Genomic DNA, 19,267 nt, shown 5'->3' on the forward strand with positions numbered 1-19,267 from the left:
TTAGGCGATTTTTAAAGGCTGCAACTTCTCACTTCTTTCGAAATTCAAACGATGCCACAGACACGGTAAACCGCACACTCACAGTAATTAAAAATGTGTTGGATCACTAAAAATTCGCGTACCGTTTAGGCAGGAAATTATAACTTAATTTAGCTTAAAATTATGTTTTATATAAGTTTAAATTTGGTTTTTCCTGTTTTATCAAAATGTTTTCCTTGCAATATAATATCTGCTACGCTTTCCCAAACATGTTTTTCATCAATATAAACAATATCAAAAGTGTTATCACGCATTAGGGATTGATAATTAACCTTTTTAGGGGCATATTTTACAATATAATAAGGATTTTGAGCAAAATTTTCGATTTTTAATTTACACAATAGATCTAAATCTGAAGTAACAACTAAAAATTTTCTTCTTTGTTCTTTTGTAATTTTTTGAATATAAATTAAAAGTTTTTGATCAAATGGATTAAGAGCTGATTTATTTAGTCTGCTTAAATAATGCTCCGCAAAAGAGAGGGAGCAAAAAGAATTTTCTATATTGGTCATTGAAAAATAAGAATTTTTTACTCCTGAAGATTTTATCGATAAGTGCCAAATTTTAATATCCATAATCGTAGCACATAAATTAAGTCCTGTAACAATTTTTTTAAAAAGTTTTTCACGGGAAAGCTTAAAGGCATTTTCAAAAATATTGTAATTTTTTTTGTAAAAATCTTCTTGGATGGCTTGTAATCTTTTAAGAGAGGTTTTGTAACTTTCTGCTTCTTTTTGGAGGTTTTCTAATCTCTCTTGGCGTGCTTTAATTTTTTCTTGATCAGGATTGGCTGCTTTTGATTTAAGGGCAATTTCAGATTGTAAAGTTTTCATCTGAGCTTCAATGGAGGCGAGTCTATTTTTTTTGGTGTCTATAGTTGCCATTAGAGCTTGGTAATGACACTGTAAGGACAGGAAAGTTTCATTAAAAATTTTAGTTATATTAGGTTTGCGATCCGCAGCCATTTGTTTGTATGAATTTTCCAAATGCATCATAATGCTTTTTAAAGCATTAAATTGAGTTTGATCAATAGAATTATCCATAAAAATAAGAGTATCATAAGCTTTAAATAAAAATCTTTTAATAATCACATAATCTAAAATACACGGAATATCTTTTTCATCTTCTAAATTTGATTGTAGGGTTTCTACGGATAAAATTTCATGAGCAAAATATTTTTGTATAGCTTGAGGAATAGTAAAAGATAGGGGAATTTTTTCTATAGAATCAAAATCTATAGTTCTATAAAGTTCTGTAATATAGGCACTTCTTCTTGAATTTTGCAAATCCTCTAATTCATCATCATCATTTGTTTTCCAAAAATCATTTTCTGTAATAAAATCACCTTCTTTAAATTCTTGAAATTTAGAAGGTCTGATGCTTGTGATTGTTTTATTAACAGAAGCAGATGTCCCATCTGCATTTTTATTTTCAGTTGAAAGAGTCCTAAATTCTACAAACATTCCAACTGTAGGCATACTTTTTTTATCATTCCAGATTTGACGATTAAAATCAAAAAAAGTATTTGCTGAATTTGTAACAGTCCCTCGTCCTGTAGAGTCCATATAGATGGCTATCTTTCCGTGCATATTTCATCCTTGAAATGTTTTAAAAAGGATATTTTAACTTTATTTTTATAAAATTTTAATAATAGATTTAAGATTTTTATTATTAAAATTCACATTAATTTCACATAGTTTTTTATAATTATTATTTTTTTAGGATATTTTATTTTTTAAAAGGAAAATGATGTTTTTTTATTATTATTTAAAAAATCCTAAACAAGTAGGAGCTTTGTGTTCTAGTTCTAAAAAATTAAGAAAGACAATCATTGACAATATAGGTTTAGAGAATGTTAAAAATATCGTTGAAATAGGACCAGGAACAGGAGCATTCACAGAAGTTATACTTCAAAAAAAGCATAAGGATGCTAAATTTTTTGCGATAGAAATTAATGATCAAATGGCACAAAAACTTTCCAAAAAATATGAAAATTTAGACTTGCAAATTGGAAATGCTGAAAATTTAGAGTATTTTTTACATCAAAGAGCTATGTCAAATGTAGATATTGTAGTTTCTGGAATTCCTTGGGCTTTACTAAAAAATCATGAACAAGAAAAACTTTTAAAGACAATTTATAAAAATTTATCAAAAGGTGGATATTTTACTACTTTTGCTTATTTAATTCCAAGCTTTTCTGGTAAAGCCTTTCGCTTAAAAATATTTGAACTTTTTAGCGAAGTTAAAATTTCAAAAATAGTATGGCAAAATATTCCACCAGCTATAGTATATTATTGTAAAAAATAATTATTCCCATTCGATTGTTGCAGGTGGTTTGCTTGATATATCATATACTACGCGATTGATTCCTTTTATTTCATTGATAATGCGACGACTAATATTTTCTAAAATTTCATAAGGTAAGTGGGAAAAGGTTGCAGTCATCCCATCAGTTGCATCTACGATGCGCACACAAATAGTATTATCATAAGTGCGATTATCGCCCATAACTCCGACGCTTTTTACATTTAAAAGTACGCAAAATGCTTGCCAAGTTTTGTTATACCATCCAGTACTTTTTAATTCTTCAAGTAAAATAACATCTGCTTGTCTTAGTAATTCTAAGCTGGGGCGATTAACCTCCCCCATGATGCGTATAGCAAGACCAGGCCCAGGAAAAGGATGGCGATAGACTATTTCTTTACTTAAGCCTAGTTCCAAACCTAAAGCTCTCACTTCATCTTTAAAAATTTCTTTTAAAGGTTCGATGAGTTTTAAATTCATTTTTTCAGGTAGACCTCCAACATTATGATGACTTTTGATAGTCTTGCTAGCACCAATGACTGAACTTTCAATAATATCAGTATAAAGAGTACCTTGAGCGAGATATTTAACATCATTATGTTTTTTTGCTTCTTGTTCAAAAACTTCTATAAAAGTATTCCCTATGATTTTTCTTTTTTGTTCAGGATCGATTACTCCAGCTAAACGACTTAGAAAAATTTCGCTTGCATCAATACTTACAAGGTTAGTTTTTAGTGTATTTTTAAACATAAATTCTACTTGTTCACGTTCATTAGCGCGTAACAAGCCATTATCGACAAAAACAACTATTACTTGTTCTTTAATAGCATTAGATAAAAGTGCTGCTACGACACTACTATCAACTCCACCACTCACAGCACATAAAACTTTATCGTTACCAACTTCTTCGCGAATTTTTTCTGTTTGAGTTTTGGCAAAAGAGCCCATATTCCATACACTTTCGCAATTACAAGCATATTTAGCAAAATTTTTTAAAATACTTTTACCAAATTCACTGTGTTGAACTTCTGGATGAAATTGCAAAGCAAAGAATTTTTTTTCTTCATTAGCAAAGACGCAAAAAGGACTATTTTCGCTTGTTGCTAAAACTTCAAAATCTTTAGGTAGATTTTCAACTCTGTCTGAGTGGCTCATCCACACGGTTTGTTTTTTAGGTAAATTTTTAAATAATGCACTATCTTTTTGAATTTCAATGGTTGCTTTTCCATATTCTTTATGTCCAGCTGGAGCAACGTTGGCACCAAAGTGATGTGCCATAAGTTGCATGCCATAGCAAATTCCAAGAATAGGCAAACCCAAATCAAAAACTCCTTTATCACAGAAGTAAGCATCGGTTGCATAAACACTTGCTGGACCACCACTTAATATAATTCCTTTAGGTTCTTTTGCTTTAATATCAGTTAAACTTACATTAAAGGGTAAAATTTCTGCATACACACCCTGTTCTCTTAATCTTCTAGCGATTAATTGTGTATATTGAGAACCAAAATCCAAAACTAAAATATCTGCTTTTTTCATTATATTACCACCTATTGAGTTGTTCATATTTTTTAATGCTTTTTATAGAGCCATTTTGTTCATAAGTTGTGTATTGTGGATCGCCTTTATATCCGCAAGAGCACAAAAAAATTAAGAAAAAAAATGATAAAATTATTTTATGGTAAAAATTCAAAATCAAAAAATGATTAAAAATACTAGTGCTATTATTAATGATTTGATGAGTAAATCTCATTATAAACCTTTAAAAACTTTGTTTTTTTGTAAGGATTTTTTAAATTCTTTACCTCCTGCAAAACAACGTTTAATAGCTAGGATTTATGTAAAAAATGATATTTTAAATATCATTACTTCGCATCCTGCAGGTTTTCAAGAATTAAATCATGATAATAGCAAAATTTATATTAAAATTCTCATAAAAAAATACGCTCAAGTGTATCCCTTAAGCGGTTTTTCAAATATAAAAGATATTAGAGTGATGATGCAAAAATATACCTTTAACGTTAAAAATAAAGAAAATATTAAGAAAAGTCCATATATAGAATTGAGCTTGGGCTGCTTTAAAAATACTTTTGAAAACGGAATTTTATCAAATAAATTTGAAGAATTAAGGCAAATTATAAAAAATGCTTGAAAAATCATCTAAAAATATTTTAGAAAAAGAACTGCAATCTTTACCTCAAAAACCAGGTGTATATCAGTATTTTGATCAAAATGGAAAACTTTTATACGTAGGCAAGGCTAAGAATTTAAAAAATAGAGTTAGGAGCTATTTTACTTTTCGCCCTAAATTGTGTGCAAATAATAAAAATTCTTTAAGAATACAAAAAATGATAGAGGAGGCTGTACATTTAGAATTTATTACAACAAATTCAGAAGCAGATGCTTTAATTTTGGAAAATTCTTTTATTAAACAATTGCATCCAAAATACAATATACTTTTAAGAGATGATAAAACTTATCCTTATATTTATGTTGATTTTAATGAAGATTATCCGCGTTTTCAAAGTACAAGAAAACTTATAAAAAAAACTAAAATTAGATATTTTGGCCCTTTTTTTAAAGGGGCTAAAGAGCTTTTAAACGCTCTTTATTTATATTATCCTTTAAAACAAAAAGCAAATTGCAAAAGCCCTTGTATTTTTTATCAAATTCATCGTTGTTTAGCACCTTGTAATAATGAAATTAGTCAGAAAGAATATAAAAAAATCTTAGATAGTGCTATTACTGCACTTTTAAATCCTAACATTTTAATTAAAAATTTAGAAAAACAAATGTTTAATTTAGCTAAAAATGAAAATTATGAAGAAGCAGCTAAGATAAGAGATCAAATTGCTACTATTAAAGATTTAGAAGTAAAAATTCAAATTGATATTGCTAAATTGGAAGATTTTGAAATTTTTGCAATTGCTTTTAAAGATTCTATGCTTTCAACGATTCGTTTTGTGGTGCAAAATGGAAAGATTATTAGTGTAAATTCTAAAACAACTCTTTTAAAAAATGCTTTAAGTTTTGAAAAAAATGAAATTTATAAACAACTTATTTTAGAAAATTTTAATACTGATACACCTTTAATAGCAAATACCATTTATATTTATGAAGAATTTGATGATAAGGAACTTTTAGAAGAAATTTTAAGTAAGCGTTATGGAAAAAAAATCAGTATTAAAATACCAAAAATAGGAGAAAAAAGAAAAATTTGTAATCTTGCTTTTGAGAATGCACTTTTAAATATAGAGAAAGAACAAAAAAATAGCAATTTTAAAATACAAAAAGAAATTCAAGAATATTTTGAACTTCAAAATTTTCCAAACCATATTGAAATTTTTGATAATTCTCATTTACAAGGCGTTGCAAATGTTGGAGTTATGGTAGTTTATAAATTTGGCATATGGGATAAAAATTCATATAGAAAATTTCATCTTGAGTATAAAAATGACTATGAACAGATGCGAGAAGTTTTAACGCGTAGAGCTTTAGATTTTCAAAATAATACTCCGCCTGATTTATGGCTTATAGATGGTGGAAAAGCTTTATTGGAATTGGCAAAAGATATTGTTTTAAGCAGCGGTTCTAATATAGATATTTTGGCTATCTCTAAAGAGAAAATTGATGCAAAAGCACATAGAGCTAAAGGAGGAGCTAAAGATAAAATACATTCTTTTAAGGGTGAGTTTTCTTTAAGTATGGATGATAAAAAATTACAATTTTTGCAAAAATTAAGAGATGAGGCACATCGTTTTGCTATAAATTTTCATCAAAAAACAAAAAAGAAGCAAGATTTGCAAAGTTCTAAATTGATCAAATCGGGCTTAAGCGCAGGAGCAATACACAAACTTTTGGCTTATTATGGAAATTTTGAATCCATTTATGAAGCAAATTTTGATGAAATTTGTAATCTTGTGGGTAAAACAATGGCTCAAAAATTAAAAGATATAAAGTGAAAATATTAAGCTTTGTAAAATTGAACACCTGCAAGATCAATGATTTTTACTTCATTTGTTTGGATTAATTCTTGTAAAAGAATTTTGGATTTTTCACTAAAAGTATGTTCTACATCGATTTGACTTTGTGCCCTTAAATGAAGAAATTTTAATAATTCTTCTTTGTTTAATTCAAGTTTTTGTTCTTTGTAGTTTCTTCTTGCTAAAAAAACTGGCGCACAAGTGATTAATTTTGAAAGTTCATAGAGTTTTTTTTCGCTTATGGATTTAACTGCATAAGCTGGGGGTCGATCGATACTACTTAGATCAATTCTTGTTGGTGATATTTTAGCTAAAGCATTATTAAGAGCTATAAATTCTTGCTCATTATCATTTAGATCTTTAACCACTAAAATTTCCATCACAAGATCACCTTGAAATTTTGTTTTAAATTCTGCCATTTTTTGTATCATTAATTCTAAATCGATATTTTTTAAAGCTCTATCTATGCGATAAAAAGTTTTATAAATGGCACTATCTAAACTAAATTTGACTACATCAAGCTTTAATAAACTTTGAAATTTATTTTGATCAAGCACAGCTGTGCCATTACTTAAAATAAGAAGTTTTTTGTTTTTAACAATTTGACGTAAAGAATCGATTAATTCATTTAAATGCGGATAAAGGCTCGGTTCTCCATTGGCAGTTAGTGTAAGAAAGTCAAATTCAATACCTTTAGCAATAACTGTTTGAATTTCTGAAATGATTTGTGCAACTTCTACGATTTCATCTTGTTTTTCTTGCGCTTTTTTAGCTTCAAGTTCACAATAGACACAATCAAAATTACATTGTTTTTTGCTTGGACTTAAATCTATTCCCAAAGATCTTCCAAAGCGTCTAGAGTTTACAGGTCCAAAAACAATTTTCATCTAATTGAACTTTCTTGGACAAGCTTAATAAAATATTTAGCATTTTCAACAGGAATATCAGGTAAAATACCATGTCCTAAATTAAAAATATGTGCTTTATTTTTCATAATTTGTAAAATTTGATCCACACTTTCTTTAATAGAATTTTTATCATACAATCTGCAAGGTTCCATATTACCTTGAAGGGTATATTTGTGAGATAATTTATCTCGCGCTAATTCTAAAGGAGTGCTCCAATCAACTCCAAAAACATCAAAATTACCTTCAATCTTATCTAAATAGCCACTGATTCCTTTAGGGAATAAAATTACAGGTATATTAGGATATTTATTTTTAATAAAATTGGAAATTTTAAGCATATAATTAAAGGAGAAATTAAAAAATTCATTATATTCTAAAGCACTTGCCCAACTATCAAAAATTTGTATAGCATTAGCTCCTGCTTTGATTTGTTCTTCTAGATATAGCTTTAAAACTTCTGTAAGGTTTGATAAAATCAGATGCAAAAGTTCTGGATTTTGATAAAGCATTTTTTTACATTTTGCATAGTTTTTACTTCCGCCACCTTCTATCATATAAGTGGCTATAGTCCAAGGACTTCCACAAAATCCTATAAGTGCTTTATCTTTTGGGAGTTTTTCTCGAGTGAGTTTTAAAGCATCATATACATAATTTAATTTTTGATGGGCATTTTGCGTATCTAGTTTTTTTAGATCTTCTATATTAGAAATTGGATTATCAAATACAGGTCCTTCTCCTTTTTCAAAACGTAATTTCATTCCCATTTCAAGCGGAACTACTAAAATATCTGAAAAAATAATTGCTGCATCTACTCCTAAAATTTCTACAGGTTGTAAACTTACTTTGGATGCTTTTTTATAATCTTTACATAAGGAAAGAAAATCTCCAGCTTCTTGGCGAACTCTCATATACTCAGGTAAATAACGTCCGGCTTGACGCATCATCCAAATAGGAGTATAAGGTGTTGTTTTTTTAAAACAAGCATCAATGAAAATCATAATTTTCCTTTATTTTTTTGTAAAATTATAACAAAAATTATTGAAAAACTAGATCACTTTTAATGACTTAAATGGGTTAAAAAATTATCATTTTTTTAAATAAAAATTATATATAAGTTATATTTTTTGTTTTTTTAGAAGATTGGTTTTAAATTTTAATGAGAATTATTGAAATTCTCGTTTTATATTTTTGAAATTGATTTTATATTTAAATCTTTTTATTTGCAGCATTTCCTGCATCTATTGTTGCAAAAAGTTTATTGAGTAAAGTTTCTTCATTTTTTTTATATTGATCCTCTCTCATTTTTTGCCATGCATAAGATCTAAAATCTTCTCTGATGGCTCCAAGATCTAGATCTTTATTGTTTAATTGATTAGAGCTTATTTTTTCTTTATTTTCTTTATTCTTTACTTCATTTAAATTAGCTTGAAATTCATCAGCTGAAGATGTTTTTTCTTTAATTTTCGTTGAGCTAAAAACAGTATTAGAAATTGGTTTAGTATTATCTATGGTCATTGTTTTCCTTTTATTTTTTTATACAAAAAGCAAATTCTATTCCACTTTTCTCTTAAAGTGCTTATAATTAATTTTATCTTTTGAAAATATTAATGAAAAAATCAAAGCAGGTAAGATAAAAATTGATGCAAAAAGTGCATTAAATTCTATGCCTATATTTGTTAAAACAAGACCTCCTATAAAGCTTGCCAAGGCTATACCTACATTAAAAGCCGCTTCATTAACGCTAATAGTGCTATCCATTATCTTATATGTATGTCGTTTAGCTTTTGCAATGCTTAACATTTTTAAAGCTGGTATGGTTGAAAAAGAAAAAAATCCCATTAGAGCAATATTGAAAATAATTAAAATTGGAATATAAATTGTCCATAAAAAGTTTAAAAATACAAAAATTTGTATACTTAAAATCAATCTTAAAGAAAAAATAGCACCTTTTTTATCTACCATTTTTCCACCCCATAAGTTTCCAAAAATGGCACAAATTCCATATAAAAGTAAAATATAAGTTGTATTTTGTTCTTTAAATCCGCTGATATCAATAAGTAGCTTTTGCAAATAGGTATAAAGAATAAATTGTGCACCGCAACTACAAAGAGTGATAGTGTAAGTTTTTAATAAATTTCGATGTGAAAAAGCTGGTGCAAGATTTTTTAAATTAGTAGGATTGGGATATAATTTTTTGGGCATCATATGCCAAACACCTAAAGAGGCAAAAATTGTAATAATAAAAATTAATAAAAAAATAAGCTTAAAACCAAAATGATATCCTATAAAAGTTCCTAAAGGAACACCTGTAACAAGGGCAACTGTAAGTCCTGTTACCATAATAGCTAAAGCACTAGATTTTTTTCATTTGGAGCGATGCTTGAAATAGCAAGTGTAGCAATAACAAAAAATACACCATGCTGAGTTCCAGCAATAAAACGAGCAAAAGCTGTTAAATAAAAATTATTGCTAAAAAAGATCGTTAAATTAGCTAAAGCAAAAATTCCAAGATTAATTAAAAGTTGTATATGTCTATAAAAATGGCTTAAAGCTATGCTTATAATAGGAGCTCCTACAACCACTCCTATGGCGTATAGGGTTGTAAGATAACCAGCAGTTTTTGCATCGATTTTAAAATAATGCTGTACATCAATTAAAACTCCAGCCATAACAAATTCAGTCACTCCCATACAAAAAGCACTTAAAGCTAAAGCAAATAAAGCTTTTTTATAATTTTGCATTTTTGGTTTTCTTATTAAATTTAGTTTGATGGTATTGTATGCTAAATTTAGCAGCTTCAAGATAACTTTGAGTATTAATTTTCATATTTTTATAAGCTTTATCAAATGCGGTTCCGTGATCAACACTAACTCTAATGATAGGCAAATTTAAACTTACATTAATACTTTTTTCAAAGTATAAAGCTTTTAAAGGAGCTAGAGCAAGATCGTGATACATAGCAATTAAACGATTGCATTTTTTTAAATTTTCTCGAGTAAAAGCTGTATCAGCAACTAAAGGATAAGGTAAATAGATTTTTTTTCCTTTAAAATTATTGATTATTTTTTTTTGTAAACTTTTATCTTTTAAAGCTTGATAGAAAAATTTTTCATCTTGTTTTGATTGTAAATAAGCATTAACAAAACTAATTGCTTCAATGATAATATCTTCTTCTTTTCCACCTATCACCCCATAGTCTCCAGCATGAGGATTAAAACCCAAAATTCCTATTTTTTTAAAATGAGTTTGTTCATAAAAATTCTTTAAAAAAATACTTAATTTTTCAAAAGTGATTTTTTTACTGACTTTTGCTAATGGAATATGCTCAGTAAACAAACCTACAAAGAGTTTATTGCAACCTAACATCATAATGGCATCTTTTTTAAAAAAATGTCTTAAAGCGTCTGTATGACCTTTATAATTTATTTTTGCTAATTCCCAAGCTTTTTTATGTATGGGTAAAGTTAATAGGGCATGTGCATACTTTTTTAAAGTAAAATAGCTCGCAGCTTGAAAACTTAAAAAAGAATAAAGTCCACTTTTATCATCAATCATTCCTGGATTTATAGTAAAATTTTCATTGACTTGAAATTTTAAAGGTAAAGAAAAGCAATAAATTTTTAATCCATTTTGATTTTTAACTAATTCAAAACTAAATTTTTGACTCTCTTTAAAATAAACAATATTAGCATTTGAAATATTTAAATTGAGTATTTTTAAAGACTGATATAATAATTTTTCATGGATGAAATAATAAGGTTCGCAAATTTCACATAAGCTTTCATGAGAGTGTATTAAAATTTCAGGACCTATGCCATTAAGATCGCCAACGCTAATTGCAATTTTTGTTTTCATCTATAAGAACTTTCATTTCTAAAATAGCTTTTTTAAGTCCTACAAATACAGATCTTGCTATGATACTTTGACCTATATTTAATTCGCATATTTCATTAATTTTTGCAATTTCTTTTACATTTTTATAGTTGAGTCCATGTCCAGCAGCAACTTTTAAACCAAGTTGCATACCTTTTTTAGCACAAAGTTTTAATGCTTTTAATTCTTCTTCTAAATGAGTTTGGAGTCTTTTTCTGTCTATTTGCAATTCTTTAAGTGCAAAAGCAGTGTGTGAAATATTGGTAAAAAGAGCATTATGTAAATTTGCATAAAGTCCAGTATGAAGCTCTATAAAATCAGCATTTAATTCATAAGATTTTTCAATATCATTTAATTTTGGATTAATAAATAGAGAAACTTCTATGTTTTCATTTTTTAGTCTTTGGATGGTTTTTTTTAAATCAGGATGATTTAAATTTAGACCTCCTTCTGTGGTAAGCTCTTCTCTTTTTTCTGGAACTAGGGTAATACGTGAAGGTTTTAGAGTAAGAGCTAAATTTAAAATTTCTTCATTAATAGCACATTCTAAATTAATAGGACTTTTGCAAAAATGAATAAGATTTTTTAAATCAAAATCTTGAGTATGGCGACGATCTTCTCTTACATGTAAAGTGATTTGATCTCCAAATTTTGCTACAATAAACGCTGCCTCTAAAAGATCAGGATCATTAACCATTCTTGCTTGTCTTAAAACAGCAATATGATCAATATTTACACCCAAAAGCATAATAGTTCCTTTATTAAGTTTTTGTTATTATACTCCAAAATTTAAAAGGAAGAGTAATGTTGGGTATTGATTTAGGATCAAACACTTTAAGAGCAGTTGAAATGGATGAAAATTTCAAAAAAATAAAAGAATATGAATTTATCATAGGAGCAGCAAAAAATTTATCTAAAACTAGACAAATCTCAACCGAAGCCATAGAAAAAATAAAAGAAGCTTTAAATATTTTATCAAAAGAGCAAAATTTAAACAAAGCAAAGGCTGTTGCAACCGCAGCCTTTAGAAAGGCGGATAATACAGATGAAATTTTTAAAGATTTAAAGGAACAATTTGGGATTCATTTTAGGGTTATTGATGCTAAAACTGAAGCTAAAATTAGTGTTTTAGGTATGAAAAAAGCTCTTGCTAGTTTAGATATAAAGGGATATTTTGCTTATTGTGATTTAGGAGGTGCTTCTTGTGAATTATCTTTTGATCAGTATTTTCAAAGTTTTGATTTTGGTATTATAAGTTTTTATGAAAAGTGTAATTTTCAAAATGATTTTCCTACCATTTCTTTTAAAAAAATATTGAAAAAATATCCTAATTTTGTTTATAAAATCAAAGATAAAAAGTTAAAAATTCACTTATTAATCAAAGATAAAAAATTAAAAAATATAGCATTTAAGGCTTTTGATGAGGTTAAAGAACTTAAAAAAGTTTTAAAAAAAAGCAAAGCAAGAAAGGTAATTTTAAATTCAGGTGTTCCTACGGCTTTAGCTGCTTTAAAATGTGGTTTAAATTATGAAAATTATGACGCTAAAAAAATTAATGGCAAAATTTTATATACTCAAGATTTTTTTAAATTTGCATTGAAAATTTGGAATATGAGCGAAAAAGATGCTAATTTTTATCTTGGAAAAACACGTAAAAAATATTTAACCGCGGGTTGCTTTTTATTTTTTGCTATTTTTGATAAAGAAGAATGTATAGTTATTGATGAAGGTTTAAGAGAGGGGCTTTGTATGACAAATTTATAATTTTGCAAATTCAAAAAAATGAAATTTTTCATCAAAATTAAAAAATAAAATTTTGCTTTGAGAAAGTAAATTTTCATAACTTTTTATGTTTTTATTTTTTGTATATTCTAATAATTCTTCAAAACCAAAATCGATTAAGGCTTGACTTTGTTTTTTTAAATGTAAAAGTTTGAAATTTAAATTTTCAATGGTCATTTTAAGATGATTAAAATTTACATTATAAGTTATATCGCTTTTTCCAAAAAAATCTTTTAAAGAAATTTCAAAAGGATTAAAAACTTCATGTTTTTGATAAATTCTTATACTAAAACGATCATTGCTAAAAGTTCCATAATCAAAACCTGCAAAGATAAATTTTTCACTAGCTTTGTCAAGTTTTTTAAGAAAAATTTCAAGTTCTAAACTTAATTCCCCTTTTGTTAATCCAAGTTCTTGACATCTTTGTTGCAAGTTTTTATCTATAGGTTTAAAAATAATTTGATAATCTTTTACGTAAGCCATTGTATCCTTATCTATAAGTTCACAGGTAAAGCTGTCAAAAAGCTCATTGGAGAAAAAAAAGGCATTTTTAAAATGACATTCTTCTAAGCTATTTTTATGAATAAAATCTATACCTTCTAAAGTTTTCTTTTGTAAAATTTGTAATTTTTTATGAGGCTCTATAATAAAAAAAGAAATTTGAGGGAAAATTTCAGGTCTAAATTCAAGCAAGGCAGATAGAAAATCACGACTTAAATAACCCTCATTGGCTCCAATTTCAACTATTTCTAAAGGAAATTTTAATACGCCTTTATCAATAAGTTTTAAAAAGTGTTTTGCTAGCAAGATACCAAAAAGATTTCCCACGCTTACTGCAGTAAAAAAATCTCCATTTTTACCTATCTTACTAACATTTTTATAGTAATTTTCATGAAGCCAAGTATTAAAAAATTGACTAAATTTCATCAAATAGCGCATTAAATTTTTTTATAAAATCTAAAGGATCTACTTGTTTTTGTGCAACAAGTATGCCAAAGTGTAAATGTGGTCCACTCACTCTTCCAGTAGCCCCACTTAGTCCTATAAGATCTCCTTTTTTAATCTTTTGTCCATTTTTTACATTGATCTTTGAAAGATGATAGTATTGAGAATAAATTCCTAAACCATGATCAATAACTACAGAATTGCCAGCATAATATCTATTTTTAGCAATTTTTACTATACCTGAATTTGCAGCATAAACTGGAGTTCCGCTTATTGCTCTAAAATCTATTCCACTGTGGTAGCTTGAGATTTTGTGATTAAAAATTCTAGCTTTGCCAAAATCACTTGTAATAAAACTTGCAAGAGGTATTGAAAAAGTTCCGTCATATAAAGGTTTTGAAGTGTATGAAGTGTAGATATTATTGGCTTCTTTAAATTCTTTTTTAATACGATCTTGTACATTTTTTGGCGGAAAAATTTTATTTTTCGCTACTTGGATTTGTTCGCTTTTATAATTTCCCTCTAATGCAGTAATAATGATTTCTTGTTGTTTATTTTTATAAATAGCAATTAATTTTGTGCTTTTTGGAGGGTTTTTATAAGGTAAAGCAAAAATTGCAAGGATTTTATTTTTATTTCTTGGATGAATAAAAGTTGGAATGATTTGATTTTGATTTTTTAATTCTATAAAATTCTTTTTATCAAATTCTAAAAATATAGCTTGTCCTTTGACAAGTTTAATTTCTTGGTTTCCAAAAACATAAATAAAGCAACAAGAGAGTAAAATCAATATTTTTTTCATAAACTAAGTTCCTTAATATCTGCAATTTTGAGAAATTCTTGATAGATATTAAATACTAAGGCTTGACGGTTATTTTTAAGTTTTTCATCTTTATCATTAATCATAACAGCTTCAAAAAAAGCATCAATTTCAGGTTTTAAGGCAAATAATTTATTTAGCTTTTCTTCAATTGTAAGAGCTTTTAAACTTTCTTTAAATGCTATGTAAAGTTTTTTTTCTACTTCTATAAATAAGTTTTCATTAATAGTATTTGTAGTTTTTTGAGCAATATTAGCAAGGCGTTTAAAGGTGCTAAAATAATCATTGAAATTACTTTTTTGACTGATTTTTGCTAAGGCTTTAATGCTTTCATCAATAACAATAATATCAGAATTTTTTGAAACAAGAACAGCTTTGATAAAACTAGGATTTAAATCATAAAATGTATAAATCCTTTCAAAAATAAAATCTTTTAATATTTTTAAATTAAAGTTCTGATAATTCTTTGAAGCTTTTTCTAAAAATGCATTGATATCAAAATTTTTGTTTAAATTTAAAAGTATTTTTAAAATACCATTGGCGGCACGCCTTAGTGCATAAGGATCTTTTGTTCCGCTTGGAATTTTACCTATACTAAAAAGTCCTAAAAGGGTATCAAATTTATTAGCCAAAGCAACTATGCTTGAAAATTCTGTACTAGGAAGATCTGATTTTTCAGAATTTGGTAAATACTGTTCTTTTATAGCAAGACAAATTTCTTGTTCAAATCCCATTTTAGCAGCATAGTAACTTCCTATAATTCCTTGTAAATCTGTAAATTCATAAACCATTTGAGTTGTTAAATCGGCTTTTGTATAATAAATCGCTTTGGAAATTTTTTCGAAATGATTATTTTTTAAAAATTCACATAAAATTTTTGCTAGTTCTATTTCTCTTGAACTTTTATCATCCATTGTTCCTAAATTTTCAAGATAAATGATTTTTTTAAGTTTTTGAGGTTCTAAACCTTTTTGTAAATCATTTTGATAAAAGAACATTGCATCACTTAATCTTGCCCTTAAAACTCTTTCATTGCCATGTATGATTTTCGAATAATCCTCGCAAACTGCATTGCTAACAACAATAAAGTGGTTACTTAATTCCTTGTCATTATTAAAAACGGCAAAATAGCGTTGATTTTCTCTCATTGAAGTGATGATAACTTCATTGGGAATTTCTAAAAAAGCTCTATCAAAACTTCCAAAAAGAGCTTTTGGATATTCTGTAATAGCTATAACTTCGGCTAAGAGTTCTTCATCTTGACCAATAATAATATCATATTTTTTTTCAAGCTCTTTAAAGTCATTTAAAATTTTTTCTTTGCGTTTTTTTGGATCAAGGATGATAAAATTATTTTCTAAAATTTGAAAATACTCTTTAATGTTTTGAAAAGGAAAGAAATCATAACTTACACTTCTATGAACAAAAGTTTTTTTAGAGCTTTTAACTCCAAAAATTTCAAATTCAACCAGTTGATCACCTAAGACACATGCAATATTTCTAATAGCGCGTATGAATTCAAAAGAATGATCTCCCCAACGCATACTTTTTCCAAAATTTAAGCTTTTGAGGAATTTATTAATCATTTCTCCTAAAATTTCAATACTATTTTTTCCTATTAAAGTTTTTTGATGATATAAAACTTCTTTTCCTTTAATCTCTTTAAATTCAAGTTCACTCTCTTTAATATCTGCTTTTTCTAAAAAAGCTTGCCCTGCAGAAGTTAATTTACCTTCTTTTAGGGCTATATTTTTAGGTGCTCCTATCAATTCAACTGTAGTATCTTCTTGTTTATTATGAAAATTTTTATGAAAAAATACTAAACGACGTGGAGTATAATAAAATATAAATTCGCTCATTAAGCGATATTCATTTAAAATATTTTGCCATTTTTTTTCTATATTTGGAAGTTCTTTTAATAAAGGTATAGCAGGTAATTCTTCTGTGCCAATTTCGATTAATAATTCGCTCATATTTTACTTTCTTTAATATTATTGAATTTGCGTTATTTTAACTATATTTTTTTAAAAAACTCATAAATATTTTAATAAGTATTCTTTTAAAGTTTGCACATCGCTAAATTCATTTTCTTTTAAATTTTTTTGATACCATTTAGCGTGATAATATGGAATTTTTGCATTTTTAGCGCATTCTTTATCTTTTTGACTATCGCCTATAAAAATACTTGTTTGATAAGGGGCTTCATCCATAAGAAGATGAAGCATTTGAGGATTTGGTTTAGGTTCTATTCCTATACTTACTCCTAAAATTTTATCAAAATATGGAATTATTCCATGTTTTTTGAGAATATTTGTAAGTGAGCTTTGAGGAGCATTTGTTGCAATAGCTAAAAAGCAATTTTTACTTTTTAAAAATTTTAAAAGGTCTATAACTCCTTCAAAAAGTATTACACTTTGCTCATAATGCTTGATGAAATATTTTTCAAAGCCATCCTTAAAGCTTGAATGATGAAAATTATCTATATTATAAAGTTTTTTACCCCAATCTACATTTGGAGTATTGATAATATTAATTATCTCTTCTTTTGTTAAAGTGCTTAGATTAAGTTCAGCACGAATTTCATTAACGGCACAAGAAATAGCGTTTGCACTATCAATTAAGGTTCCATCCATATCAAAAAATACATTAATCATTATAATCCTTTAAATAGTTTTTATGTTTTTCTTTGTAATTTTGATTTTTTAGTTTACTTAGAGCATTTGCAAGATATAAGAGTTCTTCTTTTTTGAGAGAAAAATCAAGACAAGCATTAACAAAATTTTCTAAAGCTTTGCTATAGGTTGAATTTAAAACCACTGCTTGGCATTTTTCTAGGTTTTTTTTATTTTTTTGCATTCTTTCTTGAAATTTTTCTAAGTTAAAATCCTCTCTTTTTAAGCAAGATTTTGCTGTGTTGGCAAATTTTTCTAATGATCTTAGATATTTTACTCTTAATGATTTTTCATTGATTCTTGTCAAAATAATCCTTAGGTATTTTTATGAATTCTACATTCTAACGCTTCTTGAACTAAATTTCGAGCTAGAATTTTTTCCGATCTTACAATACGAATATTATCATCAATACTTGAAAAAAGCATTTTTTTAAGATTCCCATTAACATGGATAATAGTGTCTATAGGTTTTGGATAAGATGATAAAAGCTGGCAGAGCATCTCAAGTTTTGCTTCATTGGTAATAGTAATTACCACTACTGCGCATTCTTCAATATTTGCAATTTTAAGGGTTTCTTCTTGAGCCGCATTTGCAAAAATTACATTTTCTCCACGACTAATCCCTAACTCAACTAAATTTAAATCACTTTCTAAGACCAAATAAGGTACCCCAGTATTTTTAATTCTTTGCACCATTTCTTGTCCTAAGCGACCATATCCGAAAATAACAAGATGATTTTTTAAATTACTTTGAGGAGTATTTTGAATAGTATTTGTATTTAGTGTGATATCTTCAACTACATTAGTAATTTTTCTTATATTGTTTAATATAAAAGGTGTAATAATCATTGTTATAATCGAAACTACAATCAAAATTTGTGAAATTTTAATATCGAGCATATTTTTAGCTTGCAAAAGAGAAAAAATTGCTAAAGCGAATTCTCCAACTTGTGCAATTGAAAAGGCAGTTTTTAAAGCGACTCTTTTTTTAGTATAAAGAAACAAAAATCCAAATACTATACCAAATTTTAATAGCATTATTATCAAGGTTAAAACACAGATTAAAAACCAATTTTCAGCTATTACATTGAGTTGAATTTGCATACCCACAGTCATAAAAAAAAGCCCTAAAAGTAAATCCCTAAAAGGAATTAGATCAGCTTCAATTTTATGTTTATATTTTGTTTCCGCAATCAATGCTCCAGCTATAAAAGCGCCCAAAGAATAAGAAAATCCAAAATAATTTGCTAAAAAACTCGCCCCAATAACCATAAATAAAATTGTACCAATAAAAATTTCTTGAGAAGAAGTTCGTATAATAAGTCTAAAAATTCTATCAACTAAATATTTTCCTATAAAAAAAAGCAAAGCGATTAAAAGGATTGCTGAAATAAGCGAGGTGAATAAAATTTGTTCTATATTTTGATTATTAGATGAGAGTATATCAACAAGTAAGAGTAAAGGAATGACAGCTATATCTTGAAAAAGTAAAATTCCTAGAGCTTTTCTACCATATTGTTCGTTGATATCTCCATTATCGTTTAAGATTTTTAATACTACAGCCGTAGAAGAAAGTGCTAAAGCAAAACCTACTATTGTTGCATTTTTATCTTCAAGGGAAAAAATTCCCATAATAATTAAAGTAAATATAAATCCGCAAGTAAGCATTTGTAAAGATCCATTTAAAAAAACTTCTTGCTTCATGGCCATTAAATATTTAAAAGAAAATTCAAGTCCAATAGTAAACATTAAAAAAACAATACCAAATTCGGCAATATGGGTTATTTCACCCTTTCCACTTAAATGATAAATTTCAGAAATAATCTCTCCTGCTGCTATATAACCAATAATAGTAGGAATTTCAAATTTTTTTAAAATGACATTTAAAATGATCGCTAACGCTGCTGCAATAAGAAAAATTTCTAAAAAATTATCCATCTT

Annotated in this window: 17 protein-coding genes and 1 pseudogene; 4 read left to right on the forward strand and 14 right to left on the reverse strand. The window is 27.2% G+C overall.

Annotation, left to right across the window (positions count from 1 at the left end):
- Positions 1-167: 167 nt before the first annotated feature.
- Positions 168-1,628: a hypothetical protein gene (locus tag CMOL_RS01530; RefSeq protein WP_200280170.1), complete on the reverse strand. Its 1,461-nt coding sequence runs from the start codon at positions 1,626-1,628 to the stop codon at positions 168-170.
- Positions 1,629-1,788: 160 nt separating this feature from the next.
- Between CMOL_RS01530 and CMOL_RS01535 the strand changes: the two genes are divergently transcribed.
- Positions 1,789-2,346, forward strand: a complete 558-nt coding sequence (locus CMOL_RS01535) for a class I SAM-dependent methyltransferase (protein ID WP_200280173.1) — start codon at positions 1,789-1,791, stop codon at positions 2,344-2,346.
- On the opposite strand, the gene guaA is transcribed toward CMOL_RS01535, so the two are convergent.
- Positions 2,347-3,882 (reverse strand): glutamine-hydrolyzing GMP synthase, encoded by a 1,536-nt coding sequence (gene guaA, locus CMOL_RS01540; protein WP_239820453.1) that lies wholly within the window; start codon positions 3,880-3,882, stop codon positions 2,347-2,349. It abuts the gene before it with no gap.
- Between the two features lie 139 nt (positions 3,883-4,021).
- Between guaA and CMOL_RS01545 the strand changes: the two genes are divergently transcribed.
- A complete protein-coding gene (locus tag CMOL_RS01545) occupies positions 4,022-4,495 on the forward strand; it encodes a hypothetical protein (RefSeq protein WP_239820454.1) in 474 nt (157 codons plus the stop codon).
- Entirely contained in the window at positions 4,488-6,305 is a 1,818-nt protein-coding gene (uvrC, locus tag CMOL_RS01550) for an excinuclease ABC subunit UvrC (RefSeq protein WP_239820455.1), read from the forward strand. Before CMOL_RS01545 ends, uvrC begins: the two co-directional genes overlap by 8 nt.
- 5 nt (positions 6,306-6,310) lie before the next feature.
- On the opposite strand, the gene CMOL_RS01555 is transcribed toward uvrC, so the two are convergent.
- The 6 genes and pseudogenes from CMOL_RS01555 to CMOL_RS01580 form a co-directional block, all read right to left on the reverse strand.
- Entirely contained in the window at positions 6,311-7,213 is a 903-nt protein-coding gene (locus tag CMOL_RS01555) for a radical SAM protein (protein WP_239820456.1), read from the reverse strand.
- Positions 7,210-8,232, reverse strand: coding sequence for a uroporphyrinogen decarboxylase (hemE, locus tag CMOL_RS01560; protein WP_239820457.1), 1,023 nt, complete (start codon positions 8,230-8,232; stop codon positions 7,210-7,212). Before hemE ends, CMOL_RS01555 begins: the two co-directional genes overlap by 4 nt.
- Positions 8,233-8,440: 208 nt before the next feature.
- Positions 8,441-8,749, reverse strand: a complete 309-nt coding sequence (ciaC, locus tag CMOL_RS01565) for an invasion antigen CiaC (RefSeq protein WP_239820458.1) — start codon at positions 8,747-8,749, stop codon at positions 8,441-8,443.
- 36 nt (positions 8,750-8,785) lie between these two features.
- Positions 8,786-9,975: pseudogene (locus tag CMOL_RS01570) on the reverse strand (MFS transporter).
- Positions 9,962-11,089, reverse strand: coding sequence for a 4-hydroxythreonine-4-phosphate dehydrogenase (gene pdxA / locus CMOL_RS01575; protein ID WP_239820459.1), 1,128 nt, complete (start codon positions 11,087-11,089; stop codon positions 9,962-9,964). Before pdxA ends, CMOL_RS01570 begins: the two are co-directional and overlap by 14 nt.
- A complete protein-coding gene (locus CMOL_RS01580; protein WP_239820460.1) occupies positions 11,067-11,855 on the reverse strand; it encodes a pyridoxine 5'-phosphate synthase in 789 nt (262 codons plus the stop codon). Before CMOL_RS01580 ends, pdxA begins: the two co-directional genes overlap by 23 nt.
- A 56-nt stretch (positions 11,856-11,911) precedes the next feature.
- Between CMOL_RS01580 and CMOL_RS01585 the strand changes: the two genes are divergently transcribed.
- Positions 11,912-12,871 (forward strand): Ppx/GppA phosphatase family protein, encoded by a 960-nt coding sequence (locus CMOL_RS01585; protein ID WP_239820461.1) that lies wholly within the window; start codon positions 11,912-11,914, stop codon positions 12,869-12,871.
- On the opposite strand, the gene CMOL_RS01590 is transcribed toward CMOL_RS01585, so the two are convergent.
- The 6 genes from CMOL_RS01590 to CMOL_RS01615 are packed head-to-tail and all read right to left on the reverse strand — an operon-like array spanning position 12,866 to position 19,264.
- Positions 12,866-13,816, reverse strand: coding sequence for an SAM-dependent methyltransferase (locus CMOL_RS01590; RefSeq protein WP_239820462.1), 951 nt, complete (start codon positions 13,814-13,816; stop codon positions 12,866-12,868). The genes CMOL_RS01585 and CMOL_RS01590 overlap by 6 nt on opposite strands.
- Positions 13,806-14,636 (reverse strand): peptidoglycan metallopeptidase Pgp3, encoded by an 831-nt coding sequence (gene pgp3 / locus CMOL_RS01595; protein ID WP_239820463.1) that lies wholly within the window; start codon positions 14,634-14,636, stop codon positions 13,806-13,808. Before pgp3 ends, CMOL_RS01590 begins: the two co-directional genes overlap by 11 nt.
- On the reverse strand, positions 14,633-16,627 hold the full coding sequence (gene glyS, locus CMOL_RS01600; protein ID WP_239820464.1) for a glycine--tRNA ligase subunit beta: 1,995 nt from the start codon (positions 16,625-16,627) through the stop codon (positions 14,633-14,635). Before glyS ends, pgp3 begins: the two co-directional genes overlap by 4 nt.
- Positions 16,628-16,687: 60 nt before the next feature.
- Positions 16,688-17,308, reverse strand: coding sequence for an HAD family hydrolase (locus CMOL_RS01605; protein ID WP_239820465.1), 621 nt, complete (start codon positions 17,306-17,308; stop codon positions 16,688-16,690).
- On the reverse strand, positions 17,301-17,633 hold the full coding sequence (locus CMOL_RS01610) for a hypothetical protein (RefSeq protein WP_239820466.1): 333 nt from the start codon (positions 17,631-17,633) through the stop codon (positions 17,301-17,303). The genes CMOL_RS01605 and CMOL_RS01610 overlap by 8 nt, the downstream gene beginning before the upstream one ends.
- Positions 17,634-17,641: 8 nt before the next feature.
- Positions 17,642-19,264: a cation:proton antiporter domain-containing protein gene (locus CMOL_RS01615; RefSeq protein ID WP_200280237.1), complete on the reverse strand. Its 1,623-nt coding sequence runs from the start codon at positions 19,262-19,264 to the stop codon at positions 17,642-17,644.
- Positions 19,265-19,267: the final 3 nt, after the last annotated feature.

Origin of the sequence: Campylobacter sp. RM10537 (genome assembly GCF_022369435.1) — a bacterium.
Lineage (GTDB): Bacteria > Campylobacterota > Campylobacteria > Campylobacterales > Campylobacteraceae > Campylobacter_D > Campylobacter_D molothri.

Coding starts and splice junctions, on each gene's coding strand:
- CMOL_RS01530 (WP_200280170.1), bottom strand. CDS start 1,628: ATGCACGGAAAGATAGCCATCTATATGGACTCTACAGGACGAGGGACT.
- CMOL_RS01535 (WP_200280173.1), top strand. CDS start 1,789: ATGTTTTTTTATTATTATTTAAAAAATCCTAAACAAGTAGGAGCTTTG.
- guaA (WP_239820453.1), bottom strand. CDS start 3,882: ATGAAAAAAGCAGATATTTTAGTTTTGGATTTTGGTTCTCAATATACA.
- CMOL_RS01545 (WP_239820454.1), top strand. CDS start 4,022: ATGGTAAAAATTCAAAATCAAAAAATGATTAAAAATACTAGTGCTATT.
- uvrC (WP_239820455.1), top strand. CDS start 4,488: ATGCTTGAAAAATCATCTAAAAATATTTTAGAAAAAGAACTGCAATCT.
- CMOL_RS01555 (WP_239820456.1), bottom strand. CDS start 7,213: ATGAAAATTGTTTTTGGACCTGTAAACTCTAGACGCTTTGGAAGATCT.
- hemE (WP_239820457.1), bottom strand. CDS start 8,232: ATGATTTTCATTGATGCTTGTTTTAAAAAAACAACACCTTATACTCCT.
- ciaC (WP_239820458.1), bottom strand. CDS start 8,749: ATGACCATAGATAATACTAAACCAATTTCTAATACTGTTTTTAGCTCA.
- pdxA (WP_239820459.1), bottom strand. CDS start 11,089: ATGAAAACAAAAATTGCAATTAGCGTTGGCGATCTTAATGGCATAGGT.
- CMOL_RS01580 (WP_239820460.1), bottom strand. CDS start 11,855: ATGCTTTTGGGTGTAAATATTGATCATATTGCTGTTTTAAGACAAGCA.
- CMOL_RS01585 (WP_239820461.1), top strand. CDS start 11,912: ATGTTGGGTATTGATTTAGGATCAAACACTTTAAGAGCAGTTGAAATG.
- CMOL_RS01590 (WP_239820462.1), bottom strand. CDS start 13,816: ATGAAATTTAGTCAATTTTTTAATACTTGGCTTCATGAAAATTACTAT.
- pgp3 (WP_239820463.1), bottom strand. CDS start 14,636: ATGAAAAAAATATTGATTTTACTCTCTTGTTGCTTTATTTATGTTTTT.
- glyS (WP_239820464.1), bottom strand. CDS start 16,627: ATGAGCGAATTATTAATCGAAATTGGCACAGAAGAATTACCTGCTATA.
- CMOL_RS01605 (WP_239820465.1), bottom strand. CDS start 17,308: ATGATTAATGTATTTTTTGATATGGATGGAACCTTAATTGATAGTGCA.
- CMOL_RS01615 (WP_200280237.1), bottom strand. CDS start 19,264: ATGGATAATTTTTTAGAAATTTTTCTTATTGCAGCAGCGTTAGCGATC.